Here is a 24985-nt window from a genome sequence, read left to right as displayed (position 1 = left end):
GACTTATGGCTGAATTTCTGACCACTCCGTTCGGAACGTTCGTTTTGATCTTGGCGCAAGTACTTGCGATCGTTGCCTTTGTGATGATCTCACTGCTGTTCCTGGTCTACGGCGACCGCAAAATCTGGGCCGCCGTTCAGATCCGGCGCGGCCCCAACGTGGTGGGCGCCTGGGGCATCCTGCAATCGGTGGCCGACGCGCTGAAATACGTGCTGAAAGAGGTGGTGGTGCCCGCCGGTGCCGACCGCGCCGTCTTCATGCTGGCGCCGCTGACCTCCTTCGTCCTGGCGCTGATCGCCTGGGCGGTGATTCCCTTTGCCGATGGTTGGGTGCTGTCGGATATCAACGTCGCCATCCTGTATGTCTTCGCGGTCTCCTCGCTGGAGGTCTATGGCGTGATCATGGGCGGCTGGGCGTCGAACTCGAAATACCCGTTCCTCGGCTCGTTGCGCTCGGCGGCGCAGATGATCTCTTACGAGGTCTCCATCGGCCTGATCATCATCGGGGTGATCCTGTCGACCGGGTCGATGAACTTCTCCGCCATTGTCGAGGCACAGGACGGCCGCTTCGGGTTCTTCTCGTGGTACTGGCTGCCGCATCTGCCGATGGTGTTCCTGTTCTTCATCTCGGCCCTGGCGGAAACCAATCGGCCACCCTTTGACCTGCCCGAGGCGGAATCCGAATTGGTCGCCGGCTATCAGGTGGAATATTCCGCCACGCCCTTCCTGCTGTTCATGGCCGGTGAATATATCGCCATCTTCCTGATGTGCGCGCTGACCTCGCTGCTGTTTTTCGGCGGCTGGCTGTCGCCGATCCCGGGCCTGCCCGACGGTGCGCTGTGGATGGTCGGCAAGATGGCGTTCTTCTTCTTCCTGTTCGCGATGGTCAAGGCGATCACCCCGCGCTACCGGTATGACCAGCTGATGCGGCTGGGCTGGAAAGTGTTCCTGCCCTTCTCGCTGGCCTGGGTGGTCTTCGTGGCCTTCGCGGCGAAATTCGACTGGTTCTGGGGCAGCTTCGCCCGCTGGACCACGGGAGGCTGACAATGACCCAGATCGACTATACCCGCGCTGCCAAGTATTTCCTGCTGCAGGATTTCGCCAAGGGCATGTGGCTGGGGCTGAAATACTTTTTCGCCCCCAAGGCGACGCTGAACTACCCGCATGAAAAGGGCCATCTGTCGCCGCGGTTCCGCGGCGAACACGCGCTGCGCCGCTATCCCAATGGCGAGGAACGCTGCATCGCCTGCAAGCTGTGCGAGGCGATCTGCCCGGCGCAGGCGATCACCATCGATGCCGAACCGCGCGAGGATGGCAGCCGCCGCACCACGCGCTATGACATCGACATGACCAAATGCATCTATTGCGGCTTCTGCCAGGAGGCCTGCCCGGTGGATGCCATCGTCGAGGGGCCGAATTTCGAATTCGCCACCGAGACCCGCGAGGAACTGTTTTACGACAAGGCCAAGCTGCTGGAAAACGGCGAGCGTTGGGAAGCCGAGATCGCCCGCAACCTGGAACTGGACGCGCCCTACCGATGAGCCTGGACGAGCCGCATACCGACACCTATGCGCGCGGCAAGGCGCTGTCCGAGGCCGTCAATCCCGGTATGGAGGACGCGCTGGCCCGGCGTTATGACGCGTTGGTGCCCGGCCTGTCGCGCACGGTGGTCGATGTGGCCTATGGCCAGTTCTATGCGCGCGGCGTGGTGGACGAAAAGACTCGGCTCCTGGCCACGGTAGCGGCGCTCGCCGCTCTGGGCGGGCAGACCCGTCCGCAGCTCAAGGTCAATATCGCCAGCGCCCGCGCCGTGGGCGCGAGCCGCGAGGAAGTGGCCGAGATCATCTTCCAGATGACGCTCTATGGTGGCTTTCCGGCGATGATCAACGCGCTGAACGCCGCGCTCGAAGTGTTCGATGCGGAAGAGCGGGAGGGCGCCGAGTGAGCGACGGTAAGACCCCGTTCGAGCTGATGATGAGCCAGGCGCGGGAGATGGCCAAGGCTTTCAACCCGGCGCTGGAAAGTTTCTCGCCCAAGGGCTTTGAAAAGCTCTGGCCAACCATGCCGAAGGAAGCCATGGAGATGTGGTTCGGCAAGGGGATCAGCCAGAACGGACTGGACGCCAAGACCCGGCTGTTGTTGACCATCGCCGGGCAGACCATGCAGGGGGCACAGGCCGAGACGCCGTTCCGCCTGACGGTGCGCCACGCGGTCGAAGCGGGCGCGACCAAGGATGAAATCGCCGAGACCATCGCGCAGATGTCGATGTTCGCCGGCATACCCGCGATGACCCGCGCCATGGAACTGGCCCGCGAGGTCATGGAAGACGAAACGGGGGACGAGGAATGAGCGTATTTGCCTTTTATCTGTTTGCCATCAGCGCGATTGTCGGTGGCTTCTTCACGGTGGTCAGCCGGCAGCCGGTGCATTCGGTGCTGTGGCTGATCCTGGCCTTCCTGTCCTCGGCCGGGCTGTTCGTGCTGCTGGGGGCGGAATTCGTCGCCATGCTGCTGGTGATCGTCTATGTCGGCGCGGTCGCGGTGCTGTTCCTGTTCGTGGTGATGATGCTGGACGTGGATTTCGCCGAGCTCAAGGCCGAGATGGCACGCTATATGCCGCTGGCCATGCTGATCGGGCTGATCATCCTGATGCAATTCGTCATGGCCTTTGGCGCTTGGGAGGCCAATGCCGCCGCCGAGGGGCTGCGCGCCCAGGTGGCGCCCGAGAACATGCACAACACCCAGGCGCTGGGAATGATCCTGTATGACCGGTATTTCCTGCTGTTCCAGCTGGCCGGGCTGATCCTGCTGGTGGCGATGATCGGTGCCATCGTGCTGACCCTGCGCCACCGCCAGGATGTCAAGCGCCAGGACGTCATCGCGCAGATGATGCGCGACCCGGCCAAGGCGATGGAATTGCGGGACGTGAAACCGGGGCAGGGGCTGTGATGGCCCGCCCGGCTGCGGACAATAAGAAAGACACGAGGGTAAGCGGATGATCGGACTTGAACATTACCTCACGGTGGCGGCGACGATGTTCGTCATCGGCATTTTCGGCCTGTTCCTGAACCGCAAGAACGTGATCATCCTGCTGATGTCGATCGAACTGATCCTGCTCTCGGTCAATATCAACCTGGTCGCCTTCTCGTCCTTCCTGGGCGACCTGGTGGGGCAGGTCTTTACCCTGTTCGTGCTGACCGTGGCCGCCGCCGAGGCCGCCATCGGGCTGGCCATCCTCGTCTGCTTCTTCCGCAACCGCGGCACCATCGCCGTGGAAGACGTCAATATGATGAAAGGCTGACCCCGTGGAAACCATCATCCTTTTCGCCCCGCTGGTGGGCGCGATCATCTGCGGGTTCGGCTGGAAGCTGATCGGCGAGACCGCGGCGCAGTGGGTCGCGACCGGCCTGCTGTTCCTGGCCTGCCTGCTCAGCTGGATCGTGTTCTTCAGCTTTGACGGCGTGACCGAACATATCCCGGTGCTGCGCTTTATCGAAAGCGGCTCGCTGGCAACCGAATGGGCGATCCGGCTGGACCGTCTGACCGCGATCATGCTGATCGTGGTGACCTCGGTGTCGGCCTTCGTGCATCTCTACAGCTTCGGCTATATGGATCACGACCCGCAATGGAAGGAAGGCGAAAGCTACAAGCCGCGGTTCTTCGCCTATCTCAGCTTTTTCACCTTTGCGATGCTGGCGCTGGTGACCTCGGACAACCTGGTGCAGATGTTCTTCGGCTGGGAGGGCGTCGGTGTCGCCTCGTACCTGCTGATCGGGTTCTACTATCGCAAACCCTCGGCCAATGCGGCGGCCATCAAGGCCTTCGTGGTCAACCGTGTGGGCGACTTCGGCTTTGCGCTGGGGATCTTCTGCCTGTTCTTCCTGACCGACTCGATCGCGCTGGACACCGTTTTTGCCGAGGCGCCAAACCTGGCCGAAACCCAGGTCAGCTTCCTGTGGAGCGAATGGAACGCCGCCAACCTGGCCGCGGTGTTGCTGTTCATCGGCGCGATGGGCAAATCGGCACAGTTCATCCTGCACACCTGGCTGCCGGACGCGATGGAAGGCCCGACCCCGGTGTCGGCGCTGATCCACGCCGCAACCATGGTGACCGCGGGCGTGTTCCTGGTCTGCCGGATGTCACCGCTGTTCGAATTCGCCCCCGAGGCCGCCAGCTTTGTCACCGTGATGGGCGCCATCACCGCGTTTTTCGCCGCGACGGTCGGCCTGGTGCAGACCGATATCAAGCGGGTGATCGCCTATTCGACTTGCTCACAGCTGGGCTATATGTTCGTCGCCGCGGGCGTCGGGATGTATTCGGCGGCGATGTTCCACCTGTTCACCCACGCCTTCTTCAAGGCGCTGCTGTTCCTCGGCGCCGGCTCGGTCATCCACGCGATGCATCACGAGCAGGAGATGACCGAATATGGCGGGCTGCGGAAAAAGATTCCCTATACCTTCTGGGCGATGATGATCGGTACGCTGGCGATCACCGGCGTTGGCATCCCGCTGACCCATATCGGTTTTGCCGGCTTCCTGTCGAAAGACGCCATCATCGAAAGCGCCTGGGGTGGCGGATCGCTGTTCGGCTTCTGGCTGCTGGTGGTCGCGGCCTGCTTTACCTCGTTCTATTCCTGGCGGCTGATCTTCCTGACCTTCTATGGCGAGCCGCGCGGCAACAAGCACACGCATGAACACGCGCATGAAAGCCCGATGACTATGCTGGTGCCGCTTGGCGTGCTGTCGCTGGGCGCGGTGTTCTCGGGGATGCTGTGGTATAACAGCTTCTTCGGACATGCCGATCAGGTTGCGGATTTCTACGGGATCCCGGTGGCCGAGGCCGAAGCGCATGGCGATGAGGCCCATAGTGATGCGGCCCATGGCGATGAAGCGCATGGCGACGACGCCCATGCCGACGACGCGCATGGCCATGGCGAGGACGCGCATCATGTCGCATTCGGCGGGGAGCCGGGCGATGGCGCGCTGTATTTCGGCCCCGACAACCACGTGCTGGAAGACGCTCATGCGGCGCCGGTCTGGGTCAAGGTCTCGCCCTTCGTGGCGATGCTGCTCGGCCTAGCGGTGGCCTACCTGTTCTACATGGTCAATCCCGAGCTGCCCAAACGGTTCGCCGAGTCGCAGCGCCCGCTGTATCTGTTCCTGAAGAACAAGTGGTACGTCGACGAGATCTATGACGCGATCTTCGTGAAACCGGCGATCGGACTGGGCCGGGTGCTGTGGAAACGCGGCGACGGCAGCGTGATCGACGGCTTCCTGAACGGGGTTGCGATGGGGGCGGTGCCCTTCTTCACCCGCCTCGCCGGCCGCGCCCAGTCTGGATACATCTTTACCTATGCCTTCTGGATGGTGCTGGGCATCGCTGCCTTCATCACCTGGATTTCGCTCGGCGGGGGAGCAAACTGATGGATAACCTGCTTTCCATTGTCACCTTCATCCCGGCCCTGGCAGCGGCGATCCTGGCGGTCTTCCTGCGCGGCGATGACGAGGCGGCGCGGCGCAATGCCAAATGGGTGGCGCTGTTTGCCACCTCGATCACCTTCCTGATCTCGCTGGGCATCTATGCGCAGTTCGACCCGTCCAATACCGGCTTCCAGATGGTGGAAGAGGGCGAGTGGTTGATCGGGCTGAAATACAAGATGGGCGTCGACGGCATCTCGGTCCTGTTCGTGCTGCTGACCACCTTCATCATGCCGCTGACCATCCTGGCCAGCTGGGACGTGACCGACCGGGTCAAGGAATACATGATCGCCTTCCTGGTGCTGGAAACGCTGATGCTGGGCGTGTTCATGGCGCTGGACCTGATCCTGTTCTACCTGTTCTTCGAGGCCGGGCTGATCCCGATGTTCCTGATCATCGGCATCTGGGGCGGTAAGAACCGGATCTATGCCAGCTTCAAGTTTTTCCTTTACACCTTCCTGGGCTCGGTGCTGATGCTGGTGGCGATGGTCGGCATGTATGCCGATGCCGGCACCACCGATATCGAACAGCTGCTGATGCACCAGTTCAGCTCGGAATCCTTCAACCTGATGGGCTTCCACATCGTCGGCGGCATGCAGACGCTGATGTTCCTGGCCTTCTTCGCCTCGTTTGCGGTGAAGATGCCGATGTGGCCGGTGCATACCTGGCTGCCGGACGCGCATGTGCAGGCCCCGACCGCCGGATCGGTGGTGCTGGCGGCGATCCTGCTGAAGATGGGCGGCTATGGCTTCCTGCGCTTCAGCCTGCCGATGTTCCCGGTGGGCAGCGAGGTGCTGACCCCGCTGGTGCTGTGGATGAGCGCGATTGCCATCGTCTACACCTCGTTGGTGGCGCTGGTGCAGGAAGACATGAAAAAGCTGATCGCCTATTCCTCGGTCGCGCATATGGGCTTTGTCACCATGGGGATCTTCGCCGCGAACCAGCAGGGGATCGACGGCGCGATCTTCCAGATGCTCAGCCACGGCTTTATCTCGGCCGCGTTGTTCCTGATCGTCGGGGTGATCTACGACCGGATGCACACCCGCGATATCGACGCCTACGGCGGGCTGGTGAACCGGATGCCGGCCTATGCGCTGGTGTTCATGCTGTTCACCATGGCCAATGTCGGCCTGCCGGGCACTTCGGGCTTTGTCGGCGAATTCCTGACGCTGATGGGCACCTTCCAGGTCAACACCTGGGTTGCTGCCGTGGCCACCACCGGGGTGATCTTCTCGGCCGGCTATGCGCTGTGGCTGTATCGCCGGGTGGTGTTTGGCGAGCTGATCAAGGAAAGCCTGAAGACCATCCAGGACATGACCGCGCGGGAAAAGGCGATCTTTGCGCCGCTGGTGGTGATGACCCTGTTGTTGGGCGTCTACCCGGCGCTGGTGACCGATATCATCGGCCCGTCCACCGCCGCGCTGGTGGATCAATATGACACCTCGCTGGCCGCGGCCCAGGCCGCCAGCCAGCTGGCACAGAACTGAGGAGCCCGGCGGATATGATCCAGACCGATCTGAACATCATCCTGCCTGAAATCATCCTGGCGATCTACGCCATGCTGGCACTGGTCGGGGCGGTTTATTCCGGCAAGGACCGGCTGGCCTCGCTCATGGTCTGGGCGACCGGCGCGCTGATGCTGTTCCTCGCCCTGTGGATCGGGCTGGGCAGTTCCGAGACGCGGGTGGCCTTCCACGGCATGTTCATCGACGACGCGTTTTCGCGATTTGCCAAGGTGGCGATCCTGATCTCGGCCGCCGCGGTCCTGGTGATGAGCCAGGAATACATGGCCCGGCGCGGCATCCTGCGGTTTGAATACCCGCTGCTGGTGGCGCTGGCCGCCGTCGGCATGATGATGATGGTCAGTGCCGGCGACCTGATGGCGCTGTATATGGGGCTCGAGCTGCAATCCCTGTCGCTTTACGTCGTTGCCGCTCTGCGCCGCGACAGCGTGAAATCGACCGAGGCCGGGCTGAAATATTTCGTGCTGGGCGCGCTGTCCTCCGGCCTGCTGCTCTATGGGGCCTCGCTGGTCTATGGCTATTCCGGCACCACGCTGTTCACCGGCATCATCCAGACCGCGACCGAGGGCGAGGTGTCGATCGGGCTGCTGTTCGGTCTGGTCTTCCTGATCTCGGGCCTGGCCTTCAAGGTCTCGGCCGTGCCGTTCCACATGTGGACCCCGGATGTCTACGAAGGCGCACCGACGCCGATCACCGCCTTCTTCGCCACCGCGCCCAAAGTGGCGGCGCTGGGCCTGTTCGCCCGGCTGCTGCACGGTGCCTTCGGCGATGCGGTGGGTGACTGGCAGCAGGTGGTGGCGCTGTTGTCGCTGCTGTCGATGTTCCTGGGCTCGGTCGCCGCCATCGGCCAGCGCGACATCAAGCGGCTGATGGCCTATTCGTCGATCACCCATATGGGCTTTGCCCTGATGGGGCTCGCGGCTGGCACGGCGCTGGGTGTGCAGGCGATGCTGATCTACGCGGCGATCTACGTGACGATGAATGTCGGCACCTTCGCCTTCATTCTCAGCATGGAACGCGACGGCCAACCGGTGACCGAGATCCGGGCGCTGAACCAATACGCGCGGCGCGAACCGGGCCGGGCGCTGGCAATGCTGATCCTGCTGTTCTCGCTGGCCGGCGTGCCGCCGATGCTGGGCTTTTTCGGCAAGTTCTACGTGCTGCGCGCCGCCTTCGAAAGCGGGCTGGTCTGGCTGGCGGTGCTGGGCGTGGTCGCCTCGGTGATCGGGTCGTTCTATTACCTGCGGCTGGTCTATTTCATGTATTTCGGTGAGGAAGGCCAGGAACTGGAGGCCAATGGCTCGCCGGTGCTGTGGGCCTTCCTGATGGGCTCGGCGGCGGTGATGCTGCTGGGGATCATCAATATGTTCGGCGTCGACGGCGCGGCGGCGGCGGCGGCGGCGACACTGGTGAACTGACCGGGCCGGGGCTGCCCCCGGCCACCTTAACGACAGGAACACGCGGATGAGCGCCTGGCCGGACGGGTACGGGTTACGGATTCTGGAAACCGTGGATTCTACCCTGAACGAGGCGGCGCGCATCGCGCCCGCCCTGCAGGGGCCGGAATGGATCCTCGCCCGTTTCCAGACCGCCGCACGCGGCCGCCGCGGGCGGCCCTGGTCCAACCCGCGCGGCAACCTGACCGCAACGCTGGTGATGCGGCCCGGCGGCGCGCCGGAACAGGCGGCGCTGCGCTCCTTCGTTGCGGCGCTGGCGCTGCATGACACCTGCGTCGCGGTCACCGGCCGCGCCGAGGGGCTGGCGCTGAAATGGCCCAATGACGTGATGCTGAACGGCGGCAAGCTGGCCGGCATCCTGCTGGAAAGCGCCGGGCAGGGTGGCGGCGTGTCCTATCTGGCGATCGGCATCGGCGTGAACCTGGCCGAGGCACCGCCCGCCGACAGTGTCGAGCCCGGCGCGCTGCGCCCCGCTTGCCTGCTGGCCGAGACCGGCGCGGCGGTGACGCCGGACGAGTTCCTGGGCCATCTCGCCTCCGCCTATGCCGCGCGCGAGACGCAGTTCACCACCTATAGCTTTGCCCCGATCCGCGAGGCCTGGCTGGCCCGTGCCGCCCGCCTGGGCGAGCGGATCGTCGCGCGCACCGCCAAATCCGAAACCAGCGGAATCTTCCGAACAGTGGACGCCACCGGCAATCTTGTCCTAGAGACATCGAAAGGCCCTGCCGTCATCTCGGCGGCCGAAGTGTTTTTCTGAGGAGGAGGCGCACATGCTGCTGGCTATTGATTGCGGCAATACCAATACCGTCTTTTCGATCTGGGACGGCACGCGCTTTCTCTGTACGCTGCGCACCTCGACCCATCACGCGCGCACGGCGGATGCCTATTTCACCTGGTTCTCGACGCTGGTGAAACATTACGGGATCGAGGCCAACATTACCGATGTGATCATCTCGTCCACGGTGCCGCGTGTGGTGTTCAACCTGCGGGTCTTCGCCGACCGGTTCTTCAACTGCCGCCCGCTGGTGGTGGGGCGGCCGGAATGCCTGCTGCCGCAGCAGCCGCGAGTCGATCAGGGCACCCAGGTGGGGCCCGACCGGCTGGTGAACGCGGCAGGCGCCTATGACCGGCATGGCGGCAACCTGATCGTGGTCGATTTCGGCACCGCCACCACATTCGACGTGGTCGGGGTGGATGGCGCCTATGTCGGCGGGGTGATCGCGCCGGGGGTGAATCTCAGCCTCGAGGCGCTGCACATGGCGGCGGCGGCGCTGCCGCATGTGGACATTGCCAAGCCGCAGCGCGTGGTGGGCACCAATACGGTGGCCTGTATGCAATCGGGCGTGTTCTGGGGCTATGTCGGGCTGGTCAAGGAAATCTGCGCCCGCATCAAGGGCGAACGCGACAGCGCCATGCTGGTGATCGCCACCGGCGGTCTGGCGCCGCTGTTTCAGCAGGCCGAGGATCTGTTCGACCGGTTCGAAGAGGATCTCACCATGCACGGGCTGACGGTGATTTATCAATATAACAAGGAAAACGGCTGACCATATGAGCGGTGAAAGACTGATCTATCTGCCCCTGGGGGGTGCCGGCGAAATCGGCATGAACGCCTATGTCTACGGCTGGGGTGCCCCGGGCGAGGAACGTCTGATCCTGGTCGACCTGGGCGTCGCCTTTCCGGATATGGAAAGCACGCCGGGGGTCGACCTGATCCTGCCCGACATCACCTGGCTGAAAGAGCGGGCCGATCGGCTGGAAGCGGTGTTCGTCACCCATGCGCATGAAGATCACATCGGCGGCGTCGCTCATACCCATGAGGCGCTTGGCGCGCCGGTCTATGCCCGTGCCTTCACCGCCAATCTGGCCCGTCGCAAAATGGCCGAGCTGGGCCTGCCCGAAGACAGCGTGCGCACGGTTTCGGCCTGGCCCGAGCAGGTCGACGCCGGCCCGTTCAAGGTCAGCTTCCTGCCGATCTCGCATTCGATTCCCGAAAGCGCCGCGCTGGTGATCGACACGCCGGCCGGCCGGCTGATCCATACCGGCGACTTCAAGCTGGACGAGACGCCGCTGGTCGGCGAGCCCTTCGATCCCGAGCTGTGGGCCGAGGTCTCGGCCGGCGGGGTGCGGGCGCTGATCTGCGATTCCACCAACGTGTTCTCGCCGCTGCCGGGACGTTCGGAACAGTCGGTCGGCCCGGCGATCGAAACGCTGGTGGCCGAGGCCACCGGCATGGTGGTGGCGACCACCTTCGCCTCGAACGTGGCGCGGCTGAAGACGCTGGCCGAGGCCGGGCAGCGCGCCGGGCGCTCCATCGTCCTGCTGGGCCGGGCGATGCGGCGCATGGTCGAGGCGGCGGCGGAAACCGGGGTGCTGACCGATTTCCCTTCGGTGATCAGCCCGGAAGATGCGCAGGACATTCCGCGCGACAACCTGATGCTGCTGGTCACCGGCAGCCAGGGCGAACGCCGTGCCGCCAGCGCGCAGCTGGCGCGAGGCAAGTATAACGGGCTGGAGCTGAAAGAGGGCGACCTGTTCCTATTCTCCTCCAAGACCATTCCGGGCAATGAAAAAGGCGTGATCCGCATCATCAACGCGCTGAGTGAAAAGGGCGTCGATGTGGTGGATGACAGCGCCGGCGCCTATCACGTCTCGGGCCACGCCAACCGCCCGGACCTGGAACAGATGCACGGCATCGTGCGCCCGCAGATGCTGATCCCGATGCATGGTGAACATCGCCACCTGCGCGAACATGCCCGCCTGGCCGAGGCCGGCGGCATGCAAAGCGCGGTGGTGGTTAACGGCATGATGATGGACCTGACCGGCAACGCGCCGGCAGTGGCCGAATATATCGAAACCGGCCGGACCTATCTGGATGGCACGGTGCAGATCGGTGCGCTGGACGGGGTGGTGCGCGACCGCATCCGCATGGCGTTGAACGGCCATGTGATCGTCACGCTGATCCTGGACGAGGAAGACGAGCTGCTGGGCGATCCCTGGTGCGAAACCATGGGCCTGCCGGAAACCGGCAGCTCGCGCGCGGCGCTGATCGAGGTGCTGGAGGCCGACCTGTCGCAGTTCCTGGGCCGCGCCAACCCGAAAACGCTGCGCGACGACGATTCGCTGGAAGAGGCGCTGCGCCGCATCGTGCGCCAGACCGCGCAGGGCGAAATCGGCAAGAAGCCGGAAGTGACGGTGGTGATCAGCCGCCTGTCATAGGATGGGGATATTCCCCATCCTTGCCCGCGCGGAGTGAACTTAGGCCCCGGATCAGTGTCCGGGGCGATTTCTGGGTTCGGGTCGGGGGCCGTGCGGCGACAGGATCAGCTGGCGCGGCGGTCTTCGAAGCTGAGCGCGATAAAGCTGGGCATGTGATCGCCCATGCCAACCACCTCGGGGCCGCGATCGGCCCGCCGTTCGCGTGGTGGCTTGCTGTTGCTGGAGCGGCTGGGCTTGTCGCTTTCTTTTTTGTCGCCGTCCCTCTTGGGGCCGTCCTTCTTGACGCTGACCTCGTCCGATTTCGGCGACGACCGGCGGCTGCGCGAACGCGACGGCGCCGGGGCGGCCTCGTCCTCGGATTCGGCGGCCTTGGGCGCGGTATCCTTCAGCGGGTTCTCGATCCGCGGGATCTCTTTCTGCACCAGCCTTTCGATATCGGCCAGGTTCTTCTCGTCGCGCGGGACGCAGATCATCATCGCCGCGCCGTCGCGCCCGGCCCGGCCGGTGCGGCCGATGCGATGCACGTAATCCTCGGCATGCGAGGGCACGTCGAAGTTGAACACATGGCTGACCGAGGGCACGTCCAGCCCGCGCGCGGCCACGTCCGAGGCGACGAGGATTTTCAATTCGCCATTGCGGAAGGCGTCCAGCGTGCGGGTGCGCTGCGACTGGTCCAGATCGCCATGGATCGGCGCGGCGTCATAGTCGTATTTCTTCAGCGACTTGGCGACGATATCCACATCGGTCTTGCGGTTGCAGAAGACGATGCCATTGGTCAGCTTGTCGCCCTCGGCATCGATCAGCGCGCGCAGCAGGCGGCGTTTCTCGCTGGCCTCGCGGTCCTTGCGCGAGCCTTTGAACATCACCACGCCCTGGGTGATGTTCTCGCCCGTGGTGGCCTGGCGGGCCACCTCGATCCGTGCCGGCGCCGACAGGAAGGTGTTGGTGATGCGCTCGATCTCGGGCGCCATGGTGGCCGAGAAGAACAGCGTCTGCCGGGTGAACGGGGTCAGCCCGAAGATGCGCTCGATATCGGGGATAAAGCCCATGTCGAGCATCCGGTCGGCCTCGTCCACCACCATGATCTTGACGTCGGACAGGATCAGCTTGCCGCGTTCGAAATGGTCCAGCAGGCGGCCCGGCGTGGCGATCAGGACATCGACCCCCTTGTCGATCAGCATGTCCTGTTCCTTGAAGGACACGCCGCCGATCAGCAGCGCCTTGGTCAGCTTTACGTTCTTGGCATAAATGTCGAAGTTTTCCGCCACCTGCGCCGCCAGTTCGCGGGTCGGGCACAGCACCAGCGAACGCGGCATCCGTGCCCGGGCGCGGCCGCGCGCCAGCGCGGTGATCATCGGCAGGGTGAAACTGGCGGTCTTGCCGGTGCCGGTCTGGGCGATGCCCAGAACGTCGCGGCCCTCCAGCGCCGGGGGAATGGCGCCTGCCTGGATCGGGGTGGGGGTTTCGTATCCGGCCTCTTCGACGGCCTTCAATACCTTGGGGTTCAGGTTCAGATCAGAGAATTTTGTCATGTGTATCCGCAATTTGCGGACACTTGCCTGGCCCGCACGTCTATCGGCAGCCGGGCCCGTCTGGCCCAAAGGTTGTTACACCGGCTTGGACGGCCCATAACAAAATCATGTCACGGGGTCAAATCCTCAATAAGGAGGTGGGGGTTACGGTCTGGATTTCACCGTTTTCAGGCAACGCTTTCCCGCCATCGGGGAAAATGCCTGCGCCGTTTTTCCTCTAGGGCGAGATCGCCGCTCAGCAGCAATCCGGCGCGCTCCAGTGCCGCACAATGATCACCATCCGCGCTGCAGACCTGGTCGAAGAACCGGCGCAGCCCGGCCTCGCCGCCCTCGGCGCGGAGCACCTCGAACACCTTGTGCAGCGTCAGCCCTGTCGGCCCGTGGCGCCCGAGGTCGGCGCGATAGGCCCCCTTGGCATGGCGGTATTCGAACTTGGCGCGCCAGTCCCGCCAGCTTGCGGCGTGGAAATGCAGCAGCCGGATCGCCTCCAGTTCGATCTGGCCGGGATTCATCTGCTGCTGGCTGTAGACATTGTGGATGCGGAACGACACATCGGGCAGGCCGGTGCGCAGGAATAGCTTGCCAGCGACATGGCTCATAAATCCGTCATCGATAAGGTCGGCATAATCGGGGTAGAGCGCGATAGTCGCCGCGCGCCGCGCGGTCCGGTCCAGCGGCAGGATCTTGAAACGGGTGACCGGGCCGGGCGGTTCCGGCGCCAGCGCCTCGGCCGGGCGCAGGCGAGCGGTGGACACTTCGGGTGGCAGGGCGGCCAGCAAATCGGCCACCCGCCCGTCGGGCCAGAGGAATTCGTCGACATCGATATGCGCCAGCCAATCGACTTCGGCGCGGCGCTGATAGGTGCGGGTGGCATTCACGCCCTGGCGCACCTGGTGTTTTTCCGGCCGCCGCCCGGTCGCCTTTCGCCAATAGGCGTCATCGCACAAGGTGACGCGGATCTTGGGATGCGCTTTCAGCAGCGGGTAGGCGTCGGGGCAGGGCGCGTCGAGGAACAGGTGCAGCCGATGCGCGCCCAGATCGAGGTGATGCGCGGCGAAATCGAGGATCGCTGGGGCGTCGGCCTTGATCGTGGCGACGAGGCCCCAGGTCGTCATTACACCATCATCTCCTTGGTCGCGCTCAGCTTTACCTCGGGATAATCACGCACCACCCGGTCGATATCCCATTGCAGCCGGGTCAGGTAGACGATGTCGCCGTCGTGATCATGAGCGATATGCTGCTTGTTGGCATTGGTGAACTTGTCCACCGCCTGCTTGTCGCCACTGACCCAGCGGGCCGAGGTGAATTGCGAGCTTTCGAAGCGCACCGGCAGGCCGTATTCCAGCTCGATCCGGCTGGCCAGCACCTCGAATTGCAGCGCCCCGACCACACCGACGACAAAACCCGAGCCGATCGAGGGCTTGAACACCTTGGCGGCGCCTTCCTCGGCAAACTGCATCAGCGCCTTTTCCAGGTGCTTGGCTTTCATCGGATCGCCGGCGCGCACGCCTTGCAGCAGTTCCGGCGCAAACGAGGGGATGCCGGTGACGCGCAATGCCTCGCCCTCGGTCAGGGTGTCGCCAATGCGCAGTTGTCCGTGATTGGGGATGCCGATGATGTCACCGGCCCAGGCCTCTTCGGCCAGTTCCCGGTCCGAAGCGAGGAACAGCACCGGGGCGGAAATAGTCATCGGCTTTTTCGACCGTACATGGGTCAGCTTCATGCCGCGCTTGAAATGGCCCGAGGCCATGCGGACAAAGGCGACCCGGTCGCGATGCTTGGGGTCCATATTCGCCTGAACTTTGAAGACGAAGCCAGAAACCTTTGGTTCTTCAGGAAGAATCTCTCTGGGTTCGGCCGATTGGATCTGCGGCTCGGGCCCGTATCCGGCGATGCCTTCCATCAGTTCCTTGACCCCGAAGGAATTGATCGCCGAGCCGAACCAGATCGGCGTCAGCGTGCCGTCCTGCATTGCCTTGCGGTCCAGCGCTGGCAGCAGCTCGCGTACCATTTCCAGATCTTCGACCAGCTTTTCCAGCAGCTGGGCGGGCACGTGCTGGGCCAGATTCGGATCGTCCAGTCCTTTGATCTCAATGCTTTGTGCGACCTTGTTGCGGTCGGCGCGGTCCATGAGTTCCAGCCGGTCGCGCAGGATGTCATAGCAGCCGATGAAATCGCGCCCGGTGCCGATCGGCCAGGAGGCCGGTGTCACGTCGATCGCCAGCATCTCCTGGATCTCGTCGATAATCTCAAAGGTATCGCGGCTTTCCCGGTCCATCTTGTTGCAGAAGGTAAGGATCGGCAGGTCGCGCAGCCGGCAGACCTCGAACAGTTTCTGAGTCTGGCTTTCCACCCCCTTGGCGCCGTCGATCACCATGATCGCGGCATCCACCGCGGTCAGCGTGCGATAGGTGTCTTCGGAAAAGTCCGAGTGGCCGGGCGTGTCGACAAGATTGAAGCGGAAGCCGTTGTAGTCGAACGACATCGCCGAGGCCGAGACCGAGATGCCGCGATCCTTCTCCATCTGCATGAAGTCCGACCGCGTGCGCCGTGCCTCGCCCTTGGCGCGGACCTGTCCGGCCATCTGGATGGCGCCGCCATAAAGCAGGAATTTTTCGGTCAGCGTGGTCTTGCCCGCATCCGGATGCGAGATGATGGCAAAGGTCCGGCGCCGCGCAATTTCGGGCGGCAGATCGGGGCGGTTTGTCGGGTTGTCGAGCATGGCGCGCGTATAGGTAAGGTTTCAGTCAAGCGCAAGAAAATCGCAAGCGGTCACACTGTCCAGAGCGGCGATGAACCGCGATGCGGACTTTAACGAATCGTTAAGATTGGCTATAAGAACAAATATAGAACAAATGCTGTGGAGGATTGTCCCATGACCTTGAAAGACATTGCCGGAGAATTGGTGGCCGGCTGCCGCGAGAACCGTGCCAAGGAAAACCTGCCCAAGCTCTATGCCAAGGACGCGGTGTCGGTCGAAGCGCAGGATATGGACGGGTCGGGGCGCGAGACGACCGGGGTGGATGCCATCCGGGGCAAACACGAGTGGTGGGAAAGCAATATGGAGGTGACCGGCGGCACGATCAGTGACCCGATGCTGCACGGGGACGACCGGTTTGCGGTGATCTTCGAGATGCAGGGCAAGGAGAAGGCCACCGGCAAGAGCTTCGACATGAAAGAGGTTGCGGTCTATCACGTCGCCGATGGCAAGATCGTGCGCGAAGAGTTCTTTTACGCAACATAGGCGCGAAAGGGCGCGCGCCGCTCGCAAAACCTCCCCCTGCCAGGGGGAGGCGATGCCGGGGCGCTATTGCATCGAGGCGCGGCGCAGCAGGTCGATGGCATCGGGCCGGTCCAGCAGCGCCTTCTGCACATCCAGCCCCTGCAACCCGCGGTCGGCATGTTGCGGCAGGATCGCCGCCAGCTTTTCCAGCAGGTCCGCCGGCAGTGCCGGGCGCGTGCGTGGATCCACCAGCATCGATTCCGCCGCGATGCCCTCGGCATAGATGATGTGGTGGCGGTCGAAGAGCAGCTGGAAATAATCGACAAAGCCGCCATCCTGCACATGGACAGTGTCGCCATTGACCAGGTGCCGCGCCTTGACCAGCAGTTCGGGGCGGCCGGCGCCGATCTCGTCGCTGCGCTGATAGACGAACAGGCGGTGATCGGGGCTGATCACCAAGTCGTTGGTATTGTTCAGCGTTCCGGCGGTGATCACGATGGGGGCAAGCGCGCCCTCGGCGCGCACGGTATGCTGACCGATCCAGCGCACCATCTGCGGACCATCGTCGCGGGTCAGCACCCGGTCGCCGATTTTCAGATCCTCGATCTTGACCTGTTCGCCGGTGGCCAGGGTGATATGGGTGCCACGCGTGAACGAAACACAGGCCATGTGGGCAAATTTCTGTCGTGCGCCGGAACGGTCCAGGCTGACCACCTGGTATCCGGCGCGCTGGCGCAGGCGGCCCAGCGGCAACAGGAAGATCGCGACGATGGCGCTGTCGGCGTCGACCTCGACCAGCACCAGCGCCTCGGTCGTGCCGCCATCGGGCGACATCAGCAGCACCGCGCAGTCGATGTGCAGCGCCGCGCCGGGGCGGCCGACCTCGCTGTCCTCGGCAATGGTCAGCCCGCCTTCTGGCGGGGTCCGCAGCGCCAGCCGCTTGCGTCGGGCGCCGTCCTCCAGCGCATAGCTGTCGCCGGGCACGATATCGTCCATCACCGAAATCGGATCGCCCAAATGCGCGCCTTCGCCAACGCGGAAATCGGCGGCGTGATAGACAAGCAGGTTCTGAACCGGACTGGACGCGTTCACCGGGATCGCCACGTTTGCAGAGGATAACATCGTAACAGACCTCTCCCGCTGTTCACAGGCCAGCATGTGCGGCAAATGTGGCGGAGATCGGGAGTTTTTCCGGACAAATGCTGGCATTATCGCAGGCCCGGCGATAATCCTGCGCAAAATCAGGCAGGAGTCGATCATGGATCTGGGAATTTCGGGTAAACGTGCTTTGGTCTGCGCCAGCAGCAAGGGGTTGGGACTGGGCTGTGCCGAGGCGCTGGCCGAGGCCGGCGTCAACCTGATCATGAATGCCCGCGGCGGCGAGGCGCTGGAGGCCGCGGCGGAAGATATTCGCGGCGCATATGGCGTCACCGTCACCACTGTCGCGACGGATGTGACCACGCCCGAGGGCCAGGCCGAGGTGATCGCGGCGGCGCAGGGGGTGGACATTCTTGTCACCAATGCCGGCGGGCCGCCGCCGGGCATGTGGAGCGATTGGGAGCGCGAGGATTTCCTCAAGGCAATCGATGCCAACATGTTGACGCCGATCACATTGATGAAGGCGCTGATGCCGGCCATGATCGAAAGCGGCTGGGGCCGGGTGGTGAACATCACCAGCCAGGCGGTGCGCGCCCCGATCGGGGTGTTGGGGCTGTCGAACTCGGCCCGGACCGGGCTGACCGGCTATGTCGCCGGTACCGCCCGGCAGGTCGCGCAGCATGGCGTGAACATCAACAACCTGCTGCCCGGCATTCACGCCACCGACCGCGCCAATGCCCTGGATTCGGGGGCCAGCAAGGCGCAGAACCTGTCGCTGGACGAGGTGCGCGCGCAGCGCATCGCGACGATCCCGGCGCGCCGTTATGGCACCCGGCAGGAATTCGGCGCCGCCTGCGCCTTTCTCTGTTCGCAGCATGCGGGCTTTATCGTCGGCCAGAACCTGCTGGTGGATGGTGGCGCGACCAACCTGACCATGTGACATGGCGGCCGGCTTTTCACTGAAGGATCAGCTGTTCAATGCCGCCAAGGTCCGCCATCTGGCGGACCGTTTTGCCCGTGCCGATGCCGGATTCGATGCCGCCGGGTTCGAAGCGCGGGTGATGGACCGGCTGCCCGACCTGGAACTGAAACAGCGCATCGCCTGGATCGCCACCTGCCTGGGCGACGCGCTTGCCGGTCCGTTGCCGGCGATCGCCCCGGTGCTGCGCGCCGCCTTGCCCGCGCCGCTGGACCCGACCCTGAAAGATGACGATTTCGGCGATTTCATCTATGCGCCGCTGGGCGAGCTGGTGGTGGACCGCGGGCTGGAGGAGCATCCCGACCTCGGGCTCGACCTGCTGGAAGCGATCACCCAGAGATTTTCGATGGAATGGGCGATCCGCCCGTTCCTCAACCGCTGGCCCGACCGGGTGCTGGCGCGGATGGACAGCTGGGCGCGGCATGACAATTACCATGTCCGCCGCCTGGTCAGCGAAGGCACCCGCCCGCGTCTGCCCTGGGGGCAGGGGATCGGCCTGCCGGTGGCGGCACCGCTGCCATTGCTGGAGCAATTGCACGCCGACCCGACGCGCTATGTCACCCGCTCGGTCGCCAACCACCTGAACGATCTGACGCGGCATGACCCGGAGCTGGTGATGGACCGGCTGGAGCAGTGGCGCGCAACCGGGCGGCAGGCGGCGCGGGAGCTGGACTGGATGACCGCCCACGCGCTGCGCGGGCTGGTGAAACAGGGCCATCCCCGCGCCCTGGCGATGCTGGGCTATGACGCCGGAGCCGAGATCACCTGCGCCCTGGCCCTGCTGACCCCCGCACCGCGCATCGGTGCGGCGCTTGAATTCGAGGTGACGCTGGCCGCCGCGCAGCAACAACCGGTGCTGGTCGATTACATCATCCGCTTTGCCCGGCCGGACGGGCGCGAAAGGCGCAAGGTGTTCAAGCTGAAGCAGGCAAAGATTGAACAGGGCAGGTCGCTGGTGCTGCGCAAGCGCCACCCGCTGCGCGGCAATGCCAGCACCTTCACCCTGCATCCGGGCCAGCACCGGATCGAGCTGCAGGTAAATGGCCGGCTCTGCGCGGAAGCGGCGTTCGATCTGCAAGCCTAGCGCCGCTTGTACAGCGCGGGCCGGATTGCTATCCCGGTCTTATCCCGAGAAAATTGATCGGGATGGGTGAAGAGGGTTCCGGTGAAAGATTACGCCCCGTCCGACACGCCGCGGCTGGAGATCCGCAACCTGACCCGCAGCTATGATGGCCGGCGGGTGGTGGATGACGTGTCGCTCAGCATCCTGCCTGGCCAGGTGACCTGCCTGCTGGGGCCGTCGGGCTGCGGCAAGTCGACGACGCTGCGCATCATCGCCGGGGTCGAGATGCAGGATTCCGGCGAGATCTGGGTCGATGGCAAGCTGGTCTGCGACACCGTGTTCCGGGTGCCGCCGGAACGGCGCGGCATCGGGCTGATGTTCCAGGATTTCGCCCTGTTCCCGCATCTCAGCGTCGCCGACAATGTCGGCTTTGGCCTGAAGGGCAGCCGCGAGCAGAAACGCGCCCGCGCCGAGGAGCTGCTGCGCAAGGTCGACCTGCTGCGCCATATCGATGCCTTCCCGCACGAGTTGTCGGGCGGCGAACAGCAGCGCGTGGCGCTGGCCCGCGCCCTGGCGCCGGAACCGGCGATCATGCTGATGGACGAGCCGTTTTCCGGCCTCGACAACCGGTTGCGCGACGGCATCCGCGACGAGACCCTGCGCCTGCTAAAGGACGAGAATACCGCGGTGCTGCTGGTCACGCACGAGCCGGAAGAGGCGATGCGCATGGCCGATGAGATCGCGTTGATGCGGCGCGGCCGGATCGTGCAGCAAGGCGCGCCCTATAACGTCTATACCCGCCCCGCCGACCGCGCGGCGGTGTCGTTCTTTTCCGATGTCAACGTGCTGAAGGCGCGGGTTGACGGCGCCCTGGCCGAAACCGCTTTTGGCCAGTTCCTGGCCCCCGGCATCGCCGATCACACCGAAGTGGATATCGTGTTCCGGCCCCAGCATGTGCGGATCGATTTCGACCGCGGTGGCAGTGGTCCGCTGCCGACGCCTTCGGACGGGGTGGCGGCGCGCGGCGTGGTCGAACGGGCGCGCTTTCTGGGGCAGGAATCGCTGGTCGAGTTCAGGATGGATTTTGACGGTGGCGTGCTGAAGGCGACGGTGCCCGGGGTGTTCCTGCCCAAGGCGGGCAAGGCGATGTGGCTGACGGTGCGGCGCGACCGCTGTTTCGTGTTCCCGGCGCAGGCGGGCTGACTGGCCCTGCGCGCCATGTCCAGCGCGTATCTGCATGGAACAGACGGTCAGGGGCGATAATCGGCCAGGGTCTTGCCCGGTTCGTCCACAAATAGTTCCGGCAGCGGCGCCGCCGCTTCGACCAGATCGAGGCGGAACAGGCGGAACGCGCCATGGGTCTCGCTCCAGGCGGTCAGCACCCAGGCGCGGCCGCGATGGTCCAGCCGCAGCGGGCGCACCGTTTGGCTGCCGGGAGTCCCGGTGCTGTCCTGGCCGGTCAGCCGCAGCTTCTGGCGGCCGCGGATGGCGCTGCGGATCGGTGCCATCAGGGAAAAGCCGCGCGCGGCGCTGGCCCCGGCGGCAAAGGCGAACAACCAGTTCTCCGAGGGGGGCAGCGTTTCGGCTGGCAGCGCGGCGTCGACCTTTTGCGCCAGCGCGGCGGCGGCACCGGCAAGATCGGGATCGGCCGATTCCTGCACGATGGCGATGCCGAGGCTGAGTGCTTCCAGTTCGGCCGGGCTCAGGCGCAGCGGCGGCAGCGTGGTCAGCTCGGCCAGGCGATAGCCGGTGCCGCGGGTGCCGGCGACGGGCAGGCCTGCGGCGGCCAGCGCCTCCATGTCGCGATAGATGGTGCGCGCTGACACGTCGAGCGCGCGCGCCAGATCGGCGGCGCGGTGCAGCGCGCCATCCTGCAACAGGGCGAGCAAGCGAAGCAGGCGGTTAGAGCGGGCCATGGCGCCATTCTGACCCGTGGCGGGCCCAATGACCAGAGAAACTGACAAAAACCTGTCAGTTGAACGCATTTCCCGGCAGCGCGCTTCAAACCCGCGCGAAAACGATGCCGATCGGGGCGCTTCCGGCTTTTGCCCCCGGAACGCGGTGGCTAAAACGGATGCCGTAACCGGGCCGGCACTGGCGCCGCCGGCCGCTCACGAGATGAGGAGAGGAACAATGCTGAACAATATTGGCCTTCCCGGCCTGCTGCTGATCGCGGTTGTGGTGCTGGTGCTTTTCGGGCGCGGCAAGATCAGCTCGCTGATGGGCGAAGTCGGCAAGGGCATCACCGCCTTCAAGAAAGGTGTCAGCGACGGCACCAAGGAGCTGGAAGACGACGCCGCAACCGCGGCCAAGGACGTCACGCCCGAGGCCGAGAAGGACAAGGCGTAACTCAAGATGTTCGACCTGGGCTGGACCGAGCTTTTGCTCATCGGGATCGTGGCGCTGATCGTGGTGGGTCCGAAGGACTTGCCGGTGCTGTTCCGCAATGTCGGCATCTGGGTCGGCAAGGCGCGCGGCATGGCGCGCGAGTTCAGCCGGGCCATGAACGACGCGGCGGATGAATCCGGCGTCAAGGATGTGGCCAAGGGGCTGAAGGCCGCGACCAACCCGGTCTCGTCGGCGCTGGATGGCGTGAAAAGCGCCACGCGCGACATGACCAAGGGGCTGGACCCCACCAAATACACCCCCGACAGCGAAACCGGCAAGCTGGCGGCCGAGCGTGCCGAAAGCGCCAAGAAGATTCAGGCCGCCACCGCGCGCGCCGCCGCCGAACGCAAGGCCCGCGAGGCCGCCGAGGCGCTGGCCAAGGCCGAAGAGGCGGAGGCGGCGCTGAAGGCCGAGACGCCCGCGGCGAAACGCGAGGCCGGGGACAGCGTATGAGCCACGCCATGGATGACGACATCGACGATTCAGCGGCGCCGCTGATCGAACACCTGGCCGAGCTGCGCACCCGGCTGATCCATTCGGTGCTGGCCTTCATCGTCGGCATGGTGATCTGTTTCACCGTCTGGAACCCGATCTTCAACTTTCTGACCCATCCGCTGTGCGATGCCATGGCCCAGCGCGGCCATGCCGATTGCGGGCTGATCCTGATCAAGCTGCAGGAAGGGTTCTTTGTGGCGGTGTCGATCTCGCTGCTGGGCGGGCTGGTGCTGGCCTTTCCCTATATCAGCTTCCAGATGTGGCGCTTCGTGGCGCCGGGCCTGTACCGGTCCGAGAAAAACGCGTTTCTGCCCTTCATGCTGGCCTCGCCCTTCATGTTCTTCCTGGGCGCCAGCTTTGCCTATTACGTCGTCACCCCGCTGGCCTTCGATTTCTTCCTGGGGTTCCAGCAGGCCGGCAGCGTGCTGAATGACGAGGCCGCCGACAGCAGCGGCGTCGCCGGCATCGCCTTCCAGGGTTCGGCGCAGGAATATCTGAGCCTGACGATCAAGTTCGTGGTCGCCTTCGGGTTGTGTTTCCAGCTGCCGGTGCTGCTGACCCTGATGGGCAAGGCCGGGCTGGTCAGCGCGGCGGGGCTGGGCTCGGTGCGCAAATACGCGGTGGTGGCGATCCTGGTGCTGTCAGCCCTGGTGACGCCGCCTGACGTGATCACCCAGGTGATCCTGTTCGTGGTGGTCTACGGGCTGTACGAGATTTCCATCCTCCTGGTGCGCCGGGTCGAGACCAAGCGCGAGGCCAAGCTGCGCGCCGAGGGTTACTACGACGACGAGGAACTGGACGACGTCGCCGCCGCCGAGGGCTATGACGAGGAAGACGGCAAGTGAGTGCCGATCCGCTGGAACGCATCGCCGCCGCGCTGGAGCGGATGGCGCCGGCGCCGCTGCCGGCGCCGGATTTCGCGGCGGCGCCGGCCTTTGTCTGGCATGTCGATCCCGACCGGCTGGAGCCGGTGCCGGCGGTGAACCGGATCGGGCTGGATCTGCTGGTCGGCATCGACCGATCGCGCGACACGCTGCTGGACAACACCCGTCGCTTCGCCGCCGGATATGCCGCCAACAACGCCCTGTTATGGGGTGCGCGCGGAATGGGAAAATCCAGCCTGGTCAAGGCGATCCATGCCGAGGTGAATGCAGAACATCCAGAGCTGAAGCTGATCGAGCTGCAACGCGAGGACCTGCCGTCGGTGGGGCGGCTGCTGGGCCAGCTGCGGGCCACCTCCAGCCGCTTTGTGCTGTTCTGCGACGACCTGTCGTTTTCCCATGATGACCAGCATTACAAGTCGCTGAAGGCGGTGCTGGATGGCGGGATCGAGGGGCGGCCACCCAATGTGGTGCTTTACGCCACCTCGAACCGGCGGCACCTGATGCCGCGCGACATGATCGAGAACGAACGCTCGACCGCGATCAGCCCTTCCGAGGCGGTGGAGGAAAAAGTGTCGCTGTCCGACCGGTTCGGGCTGTGGCTGGGCTTCCACCCCTGTTCGCAGGACGAATACCTCGCGATGATCGCCCGCTATTGCGACGCCTATGGTGTCACCGTCGCGGAGGACGAGCTGCGCGCCGAGGCGATCGAGTGGCAGGCCACGCGCGGCGCCCGCTCGGGCCGTGTGGCCTGGCAGTTCTTCACCGATCTGGCCGGGCGCAAGGGCGTGAAGGTCGGATAACGCGGCATCGCCACCCCAGAGCAAGGTCCGGGGCGGCGAGCGTTCGGCTATTCCAGGTAGGGCATCGGGTCGACGCTGTCGAAGCCGTTGCGCACTTCGAAATGGACGTAAGCATTGTCGCCCTGGCGCAGTTCGGCGATGGTCTGGCCACGGCTGATGCTGTCGCCCTTCTTGACCCGGATATTGTCGACATTGGCATAGACCGTCAGCAGCCCGTCGGCATGGCGCACCACCACGATCGGCACCTTGTCGGCGCTGGAGGTGATGGCAGCGACGCTGCCATCGGCGGCGGCGGTCACTGGGGTGCCGGCCGGGGCCGAGATGTCGATGCCCTCGTTGCGGCCCTTGGAATAGGTGCGGATGATCTTGCCGGTCACCGGGAAGGCCATGGCGGCGCCTGCGGACGGGTCCTGGGTGGGCGGATCCAGCTTGACCTGGGGCGCCTCGGCGGCGCCGCGCGGGGCGACCTGTTCCGCCGGCAGCGGCGTTGCCGCGCTGGGGGGTGTCGGTGTCGGGCTGCCTTCGCCCGGTTCGGTCACCGCGGCAGAGCGGCGCGGCAGTTCGGCCACCCGGTTGGGAGCCGGAGTGCCGGTCAGCGGGATCAGCAGGTACTGGCCTTCGCGAATGGCGAAATCGGGGCCCAGCCCGTTCCATTCGGCCAGGTCCTTGACCGAAACCTGGTACAGCCGGGCGACGGTATAGGCGGTTTCGCCGCGGGTCACCTGGTGGCGCACCGGTTCGGGCGCCGCGGTTGGAGCGGCCTGGGCGGCAGGGGCCTGGCCGGCAGGGGCCAGTTCGGTGGTTTGCACCGGCGTGGTGTCCGGCGCGGCGTCGATGGCGCTGCCGGCCAGG

The 24985-nt window shown here is 64.8% G+C and carries 26 protein-coding genes; 20 read left to right on the top strand and 6 right to left on the bottom strand.

The features are described from left to right. Positions 1–5 precede the first annotated feature (5 nt). From nuoH to CVM52_RS09820, 12 genes are read left to right on the top strand one after another with little or no spacing between them, the layout of a single operon-like run. Positions 6–1043: an NADH-quinone oxidoreductase subunit NuoH gene (nuoH, locus tag CVM52_RS09875; protein ID WP_100162343.1), complete on the top strand. Its 1038-nt coding sequence runs from the start codon at positions 6–8 to the stop codon at positions 1041–1043. A gap of 2 nt (positions 1044–1045) precedes the next feature. Further along, positions 1046–1540, top strand: coding sequence for an NADH-quinone oxidoreductase subunit NuoI (gene nuoI, locus CVM52_RS09870; RefSeq protein ID WP_100162342.1), 495 nt, complete (start codon positions 1046–1048; stop codon positions 1538–1540). Further along, entirely contained in the window at positions 1537–1944 is a 408-nt protein-coding gene (locus tag CVM52_RS09865; protein WP_100162341.1) for a carboxymuconolactone decarboxylase family protein, read from the top strand. The genes nuoI and CVM52_RS09865 overlap by 4 nt, the downstream gene beginning before the upstream one ends. Next, positions 1941–2348 (top strand): carboxymuconolactone decarboxylase family protein, encoded by a 408-nt coding sequence (locus CVM52_RS09860; RefSeq protein ID WP_100162340.1) that lies wholly within the window; start codon positions 1941–1943, stop codon positions 2346–2348. The genes CVM52_RS09865 and CVM52_RS09860 overlap by 4 nt, the downstream gene beginning before the upstream one ends. Next, positions 2345–2947, top strand: coding sequence for an NADH-quinone oxidoreductase subunit J (locus CVM52_RS09855; protein WP_100162339.1), 603 nt, complete (start codon positions 2345–2347; stop codon positions 2945–2947). Before CVM52_RS09860 ends, CVM52_RS09855 begins: the two co-directional genes overlap by 4 nt. 46 nt (positions 2948–2993) lie before the next feature. Beyond that, positions 2994–3299, top strand: a complete 306-nt coding sequence (nuoK, locus tag CVM52_RS09850; RefSeq protein WP_100162338.1) for an NADH-quinone oxidoreductase subunit NuoK — start codon at positions 2994–2996, stop codon at positions 3297–3299. A 4-nt stretch (positions 3300–3303) separates the two neighbouring features. Then, positions 3304–5421, top strand: a complete 2118-nt coding sequence (nuoL, locus tag CVM52_RS09845; RefSeq protein ID WP_100162337.1) for an NADH-quinone oxidoreductase subunit L — start codon at positions 3304–3306, stop codon at positions 5419–5421. Then, positions 5421–6962: an NADH-quinone oxidoreductase subunit M gene (locus tag CVM52_RS09840; protein WP_100162336.1), complete on the top strand. Its 1542-nt coding sequence runs from the start codon at positions 5421–5423 to the stop codon at positions 6960–6962. Before nuoL ends, CVM52_RS09840 begins: the two co-directional genes overlap by 1 nt. A gap of 14 nt (positions 6963–6976) precedes the next feature. Continuing rightward, the gene (gene nuoN, locus CVM52_RS09835; protein ID WP_100162335.1) at positions 6977–8416 is read left to right on the top strand and encodes an NADH-quinone oxidoreductase subunit NuoN; all 1440 of its coding nucleotides are present in this window, start codon (positions 6977–6979) and stop codon (positions 8414–8416) included. Between the two features lie 46 nt (positions 8417–8462). Then, entirely contained in the window at positions 8463–9212 is a 750-nt protein-coding gene (locus tag CVM52_RS09830; RefSeq protein WP_100162334.1) for a biotin--[acetyl-CoA-carboxylase] ligase, read from the top strand. Positions 9213–9225: 13 nt separating this feature from the next. After that, the gene (locus CVM52_RS09825; RefSeq protein WP_100162333.1) at positions 9226–9999 is read left to right on the top strand and encodes a type III pantothenate kinase; all 774 of its coding nucleotides are present in this window, start codon (positions 9226–9228) and stop codon (positions 9997–9999) included. A gap of 4 nt (positions 10000–10003) precedes the next feature. Next, on the top strand, positions 10004–11671 hold the full coding sequence (locus tag CVM52_RS09820) for a ribonuclease J (protein WP_100162332.1): 1668 nt from the start codon (positions 10004–10006) through the stop codon (positions 11669–11671). A 104-nt stretch (positions 11672–11775) separates the two neighbouring features. Here CVM52_RS09820 and CVM52_RS09815 read toward each other — a convergent pair whose 3' ends face one another. From CVM52_RS09815 to CVM52_RS09805, 3 genes are all read right to left on the bottom strand, one after another. After that, on the bottom strand, positions 11776–13203 hold the full coding sequence (locus CVM52_RS09815) for a DEAD/DEAH box helicase (RefSeq protein ID WP_100162331.1): 1428 nt from the start codon (positions 13201–13203) through the stop codon (positions 11776–11778). A gap of 167 nt (positions 13204–13370) precedes the next feature. After that, positions 13371–14318, bottom strand: a complete 948-nt coding sequence (locus CVM52_RS09810) for a glycosyltransferase family 2 protein (protein WP_100162330.1) — start codon at positions 14316–14318, stop codon at positions 13371–13373. Then, the gene (locus CVM52_RS09805) at positions 14318–15925 is read right to left on the bottom strand and encodes a peptide chain release factor 3 (protein ID WP_100162329.1); all 1608 of its coding nucleotides are present in this window, start codon (positions 15923–15925) and stop codon (positions 14318–14320) included. The genes CVM52_RS09810 and CVM52_RS09805 overlap by 1 nt, the downstream gene beginning before the upstream one ends. 153 nt (positions 15926–16078) lie before the next feature. Between CVM52_RS09805 and CVM52_RS09800 the strand changes: the two genes are divergently transcribed. Next, positions 16079–16447, top strand: a complete 369-nt coding sequence (locus tag CVM52_RS09800; protein WP_100162328.1) for a nuclear transport factor 2 family protein — start codon at positions 16079–16081, stop codon at positions 16445–16447. Positions 16448–16510: 63 nt separating this feature from the next. Here CVM52_RS09800 and CVM52_RS09795 read toward each other — a convergent pair whose 3' ends face one another. Then, complete coding sequence (locus CVM52_RS09795) at positions 16511–17548, bottom strand: Hint domain-containing protein (RefSeq protein WP_100162327.1); 1038 nt, start codon at positions 17546–17548, stop codon at positions 16511–16513. 136 nt (positions 17549–17684) lie between these two features. On the opposite strand from CVM52_RS09795, the gene CVM52_RS09790 reads away from it, so the two are divergent. The 3 genes from CVM52_RS09790 (at position 17685) to CVM52_RS09780 (ending at position 20769) form a co-directional block, all read left to right on the top strand. Further along, a complete protein-coding gene (locus tag CVM52_RS09790; protein ID WP_100162359.1) occupies positions 17685–18464 on the top strand; it encodes an SDR family oxidoreductase in 780 nt (259 codons plus the stop codon). Between the two features lies 1 nt (position 18465). Then, complete coding sequence (locus CVM52_RS09785) at positions 18466–19587, top strand: YhaZ family DNA alkylation repair protein (protein ID WP_100162326.1); 1122 nt, start codon at positions 18466–18468, stop codon at positions 19585–19587. 81 nt (positions 19588–19668) lie between these two features. Then, positions 19669–20769 (top strand): ABC transporter ATP-binding protein, encoded by a 1101-nt coding sequence (locus tag CVM52_RS09780; RefSeq protein WP_240620925.1) that lies wholly within the window; start codon positions 19669–19671, stop codon positions 20767–20769. Positions 20770–20816: 47 nt separating this feature from the next. Here CVM52_RS09780 and CVM52_RS09775 read toward each other — a convergent pair whose 3' ends face one another. Beyond that, complete coding sequence (locus CVM52_RS09775) at positions 20817–21482, bottom strand: helix-turn-helix transcriptional regulator (RefSeq protein WP_100162325.1); 666 nt, start codon at positions 21480–21482, stop codon at positions 20817–20819. A gap of 217 nt (positions 21483–21699) precedes the next feature. On the opposite strand from CVM52_RS09775, the gene CVM52_RS09770 reads away from it, so the two are divergent. From CVM52_RS09770 to CVM52_RS09755, 4 genes are read left to right on the top strand one after another with little or no spacing between them, the layout of a single operon-like run. After that, positions 21700–21915, top strand: a complete 216-nt coding sequence (locus CVM52_RS09770; protein WP_100162324.1) for a twin-arginine translocase TatA/TatE family subunit — start codon at positions 21700–21702, stop codon at positions 21913–21915. A gap of 6 nt (positions 21916–21921) precedes the next feature. Further along, positions 21922–22407, top strand: a complete 486-nt coding sequence (gene tatB, locus CVM52_RS09765; RefSeq protein WP_100162323.1) for a Sec-independent protein translocase protein TatB — start codon at positions 21922–21924, stop codon at positions 22405–22407. Continuing rightward, positions 22404–23294 carry a twin-arginine translocase subunit TatC gene (gene tatC / locus CVM52_RS09760; protein WP_100162322.1) on the top strand — a complete coding sequence of 297 codons (891 nt, stop codon included), beginning with the start codon at positions 22404–22406 and terminating at the stop codon, positions 23292–23294. The genes tatB and tatC overlap by 4 nt, the downstream gene beginning before the upstream one ends. Positions 23295–23335: 41 nt before the next feature. After that, a complete protein-coding gene (locus tag CVM52_RS09755; RefSeq protein ID WP_100162357.1) occupies positions 23336–24133 on the top strand; it encodes an ATP-binding protein in 798 nt (265 codons plus the stop codon). A gap of 47 nt (positions 24134–24180) precedes the next feature. Here the strand turns inward: CVM52_RS09755 and CVM52_RS09750 are convergent. Further along, on the bottom strand, positions 24181–24985 hold an 805-nt coding region (locus CVM52_RS09750; RefSeq protein WP_100162321.1), incomplete at its 5' end, for a M23 family metallopeptidase.

The sequence above is a fragment of the Pseudooceanicola lipolyticus genome, assembly GCF_002786325.1.
GTDB classification, from domain to species: domain Bacteria; phylum Pseudomonadota; class Alphaproteobacteria; order Rhodobacterales; family Rhodobacteraceae; genus Pseudooceanicola_C; species Pseudooceanicola_C lipolyticus.
The sequence above is the reverse complement of the archived record's forward strand: the minus strand, read 5'-3'. Positions and strand labels throughout refer to the sequence as shown.

Coding starts and splice junctions, on each gene's coding strand:
- nuoK (WP_100162338.1), top strand. CDS start 2,994: ATGATCGGACTTGAACATTACCTCACGGTGGCGGCGACGATGTTCGTC.
- CVM52_RS09840 (WP_100162336.1), top strand. CDS start 5,421: ATGGATAACCTGCTTTCCATTGTCACCTTCATCCCGGCCCTGGCAGCG.
- nuoH (WP_100162343.1), top strand. CDS start 6: ATGGCTGAATTTCTGACCACTCCGTTCGGAACGTTCGTTTTGATCTTG.
- tatB (WP_100162323.1), top strand. CDS start 21,922: ATGTTCGACCTGGGCTGGACCGAGCTTTTGCTCATCGGGATCGTGGCG.
- CVM52_RS09785 (WP_100162326.1), top strand. CDS start 18,466: ATGGCGGCCGGCTTTTCACTGAAGGATCAGCTGTTCAATGCCGCCAAG.
- CVM52_RS09865 (WP_100162341.1), top strand. CDS start 1,537: ATGAGCCTGGACGAGCCGCATACCGACACCTATGCGCGCGGCAAGGCG.
- CVM52_RS09810 (WP_100162330.1), bottom strand. CDS start 14,318: ATGACGACCTGGGGCCTCGTCGCCACGATCAAGGCCGACGCCCCAGCG.
- CVM52_RS09755 (WP_100162357.1), top strand. CDS start 23,336: ATGGCGCCGGCGCCGCTGCCGGCGCCGGATTTCGCGGCGGCGCCGGCC.
- CVM52_RS09805 (WP_100162329.1), bottom strand. CDS start 15,925: ATGCTCGACAACCCGACAAACCGCCCCGATCTGCCGCCCGAAATTGCG.
- nuoI (WP_100162342.1), top strand. CDS start 1,046: ATGACCCAGATCGACTATACCCGCGCTGCCAAGTATTTCCTGCTGCAG.
- CVM52_RS09790 (WP_100162359.1), top strand. CDS start 17,685: ATGGATCTGGGAATTTCGGGTAAACGTGCTTTGGTCTGCGCCAGCAGC.
- tatC (WP_100162322.1), top strand. CDS start 22,404: ATGAGCCACGCCATGGATGACGACATCGACGATTCAGCGGCGCCGCTG.
- nuoN (WP_100162335.1), top strand. CDS start 6,977: ATGATCCAGACCGATCTGAACATCATCCTGCCTGAAATCATCCTGGCG.
- CVM52_RS09775 (WP_100162325.1), bottom strand. CDS start 21,482: ATGGCCCGCTCTAACCGCCTGCTTCGCTTGCTCGCCCTGTTGCAGGAT.
- CVM52_RS09820 (WP_100162332.1), top strand. CDS start 10,004: ATGAGCGGTGAAAGACTGATCTATCTGCCCCTGGGGGGTGCCGGCGAA.
- CVM52_RS09825 (WP_100162333.1), top strand. CDS start 9,226: ATGCTGCTGGCTATTGATTGCGGCAATACCAATACCGTCTTTTCGATC.
- CVM52_RS09800 (WP_100162328.1), top strand. CDS start 16,079: ATGACCTTGAAAGACATTGCCGGAGAATTGGTGGCCGGCTGCCGCGAG.
- CVM52_RS09830 (WP_100162334.1), top strand. CDS start 8,463: ATGAGCGCCTGGCCGGACGGGTACGGGTTACGGATTCTGGAAACCGTG.
- CVM52_RS09815 (WP_100162331.1), bottom strand. CDS start 13,203: ATGACAAAATTCTCTGATCTGAACCTGAACCCCAAGGTATTGAAGGCC.
- CVM52_RS09770 (WP_100162324.1), top strand. CDS start 21,700: ATGCTGAACAATATTGGCCTTCCCGGCCTGCTGCTGATCGCGGTTGTG.
- CVM52_RS09855 (WP_100162339.1), top strand. CDS start 2,345: ATGAGCGTATTTGCCTTTTATCTGTTTGCCATCAGCGCGATTGTCGGT.
- CVM52_RS09795 (WP_100162327.1), bottom strand. CDS start 17,548: ATGTTATCCTCTGCAAACGTGGCGATCCCGGTGAACGCGTCCAGTCCG.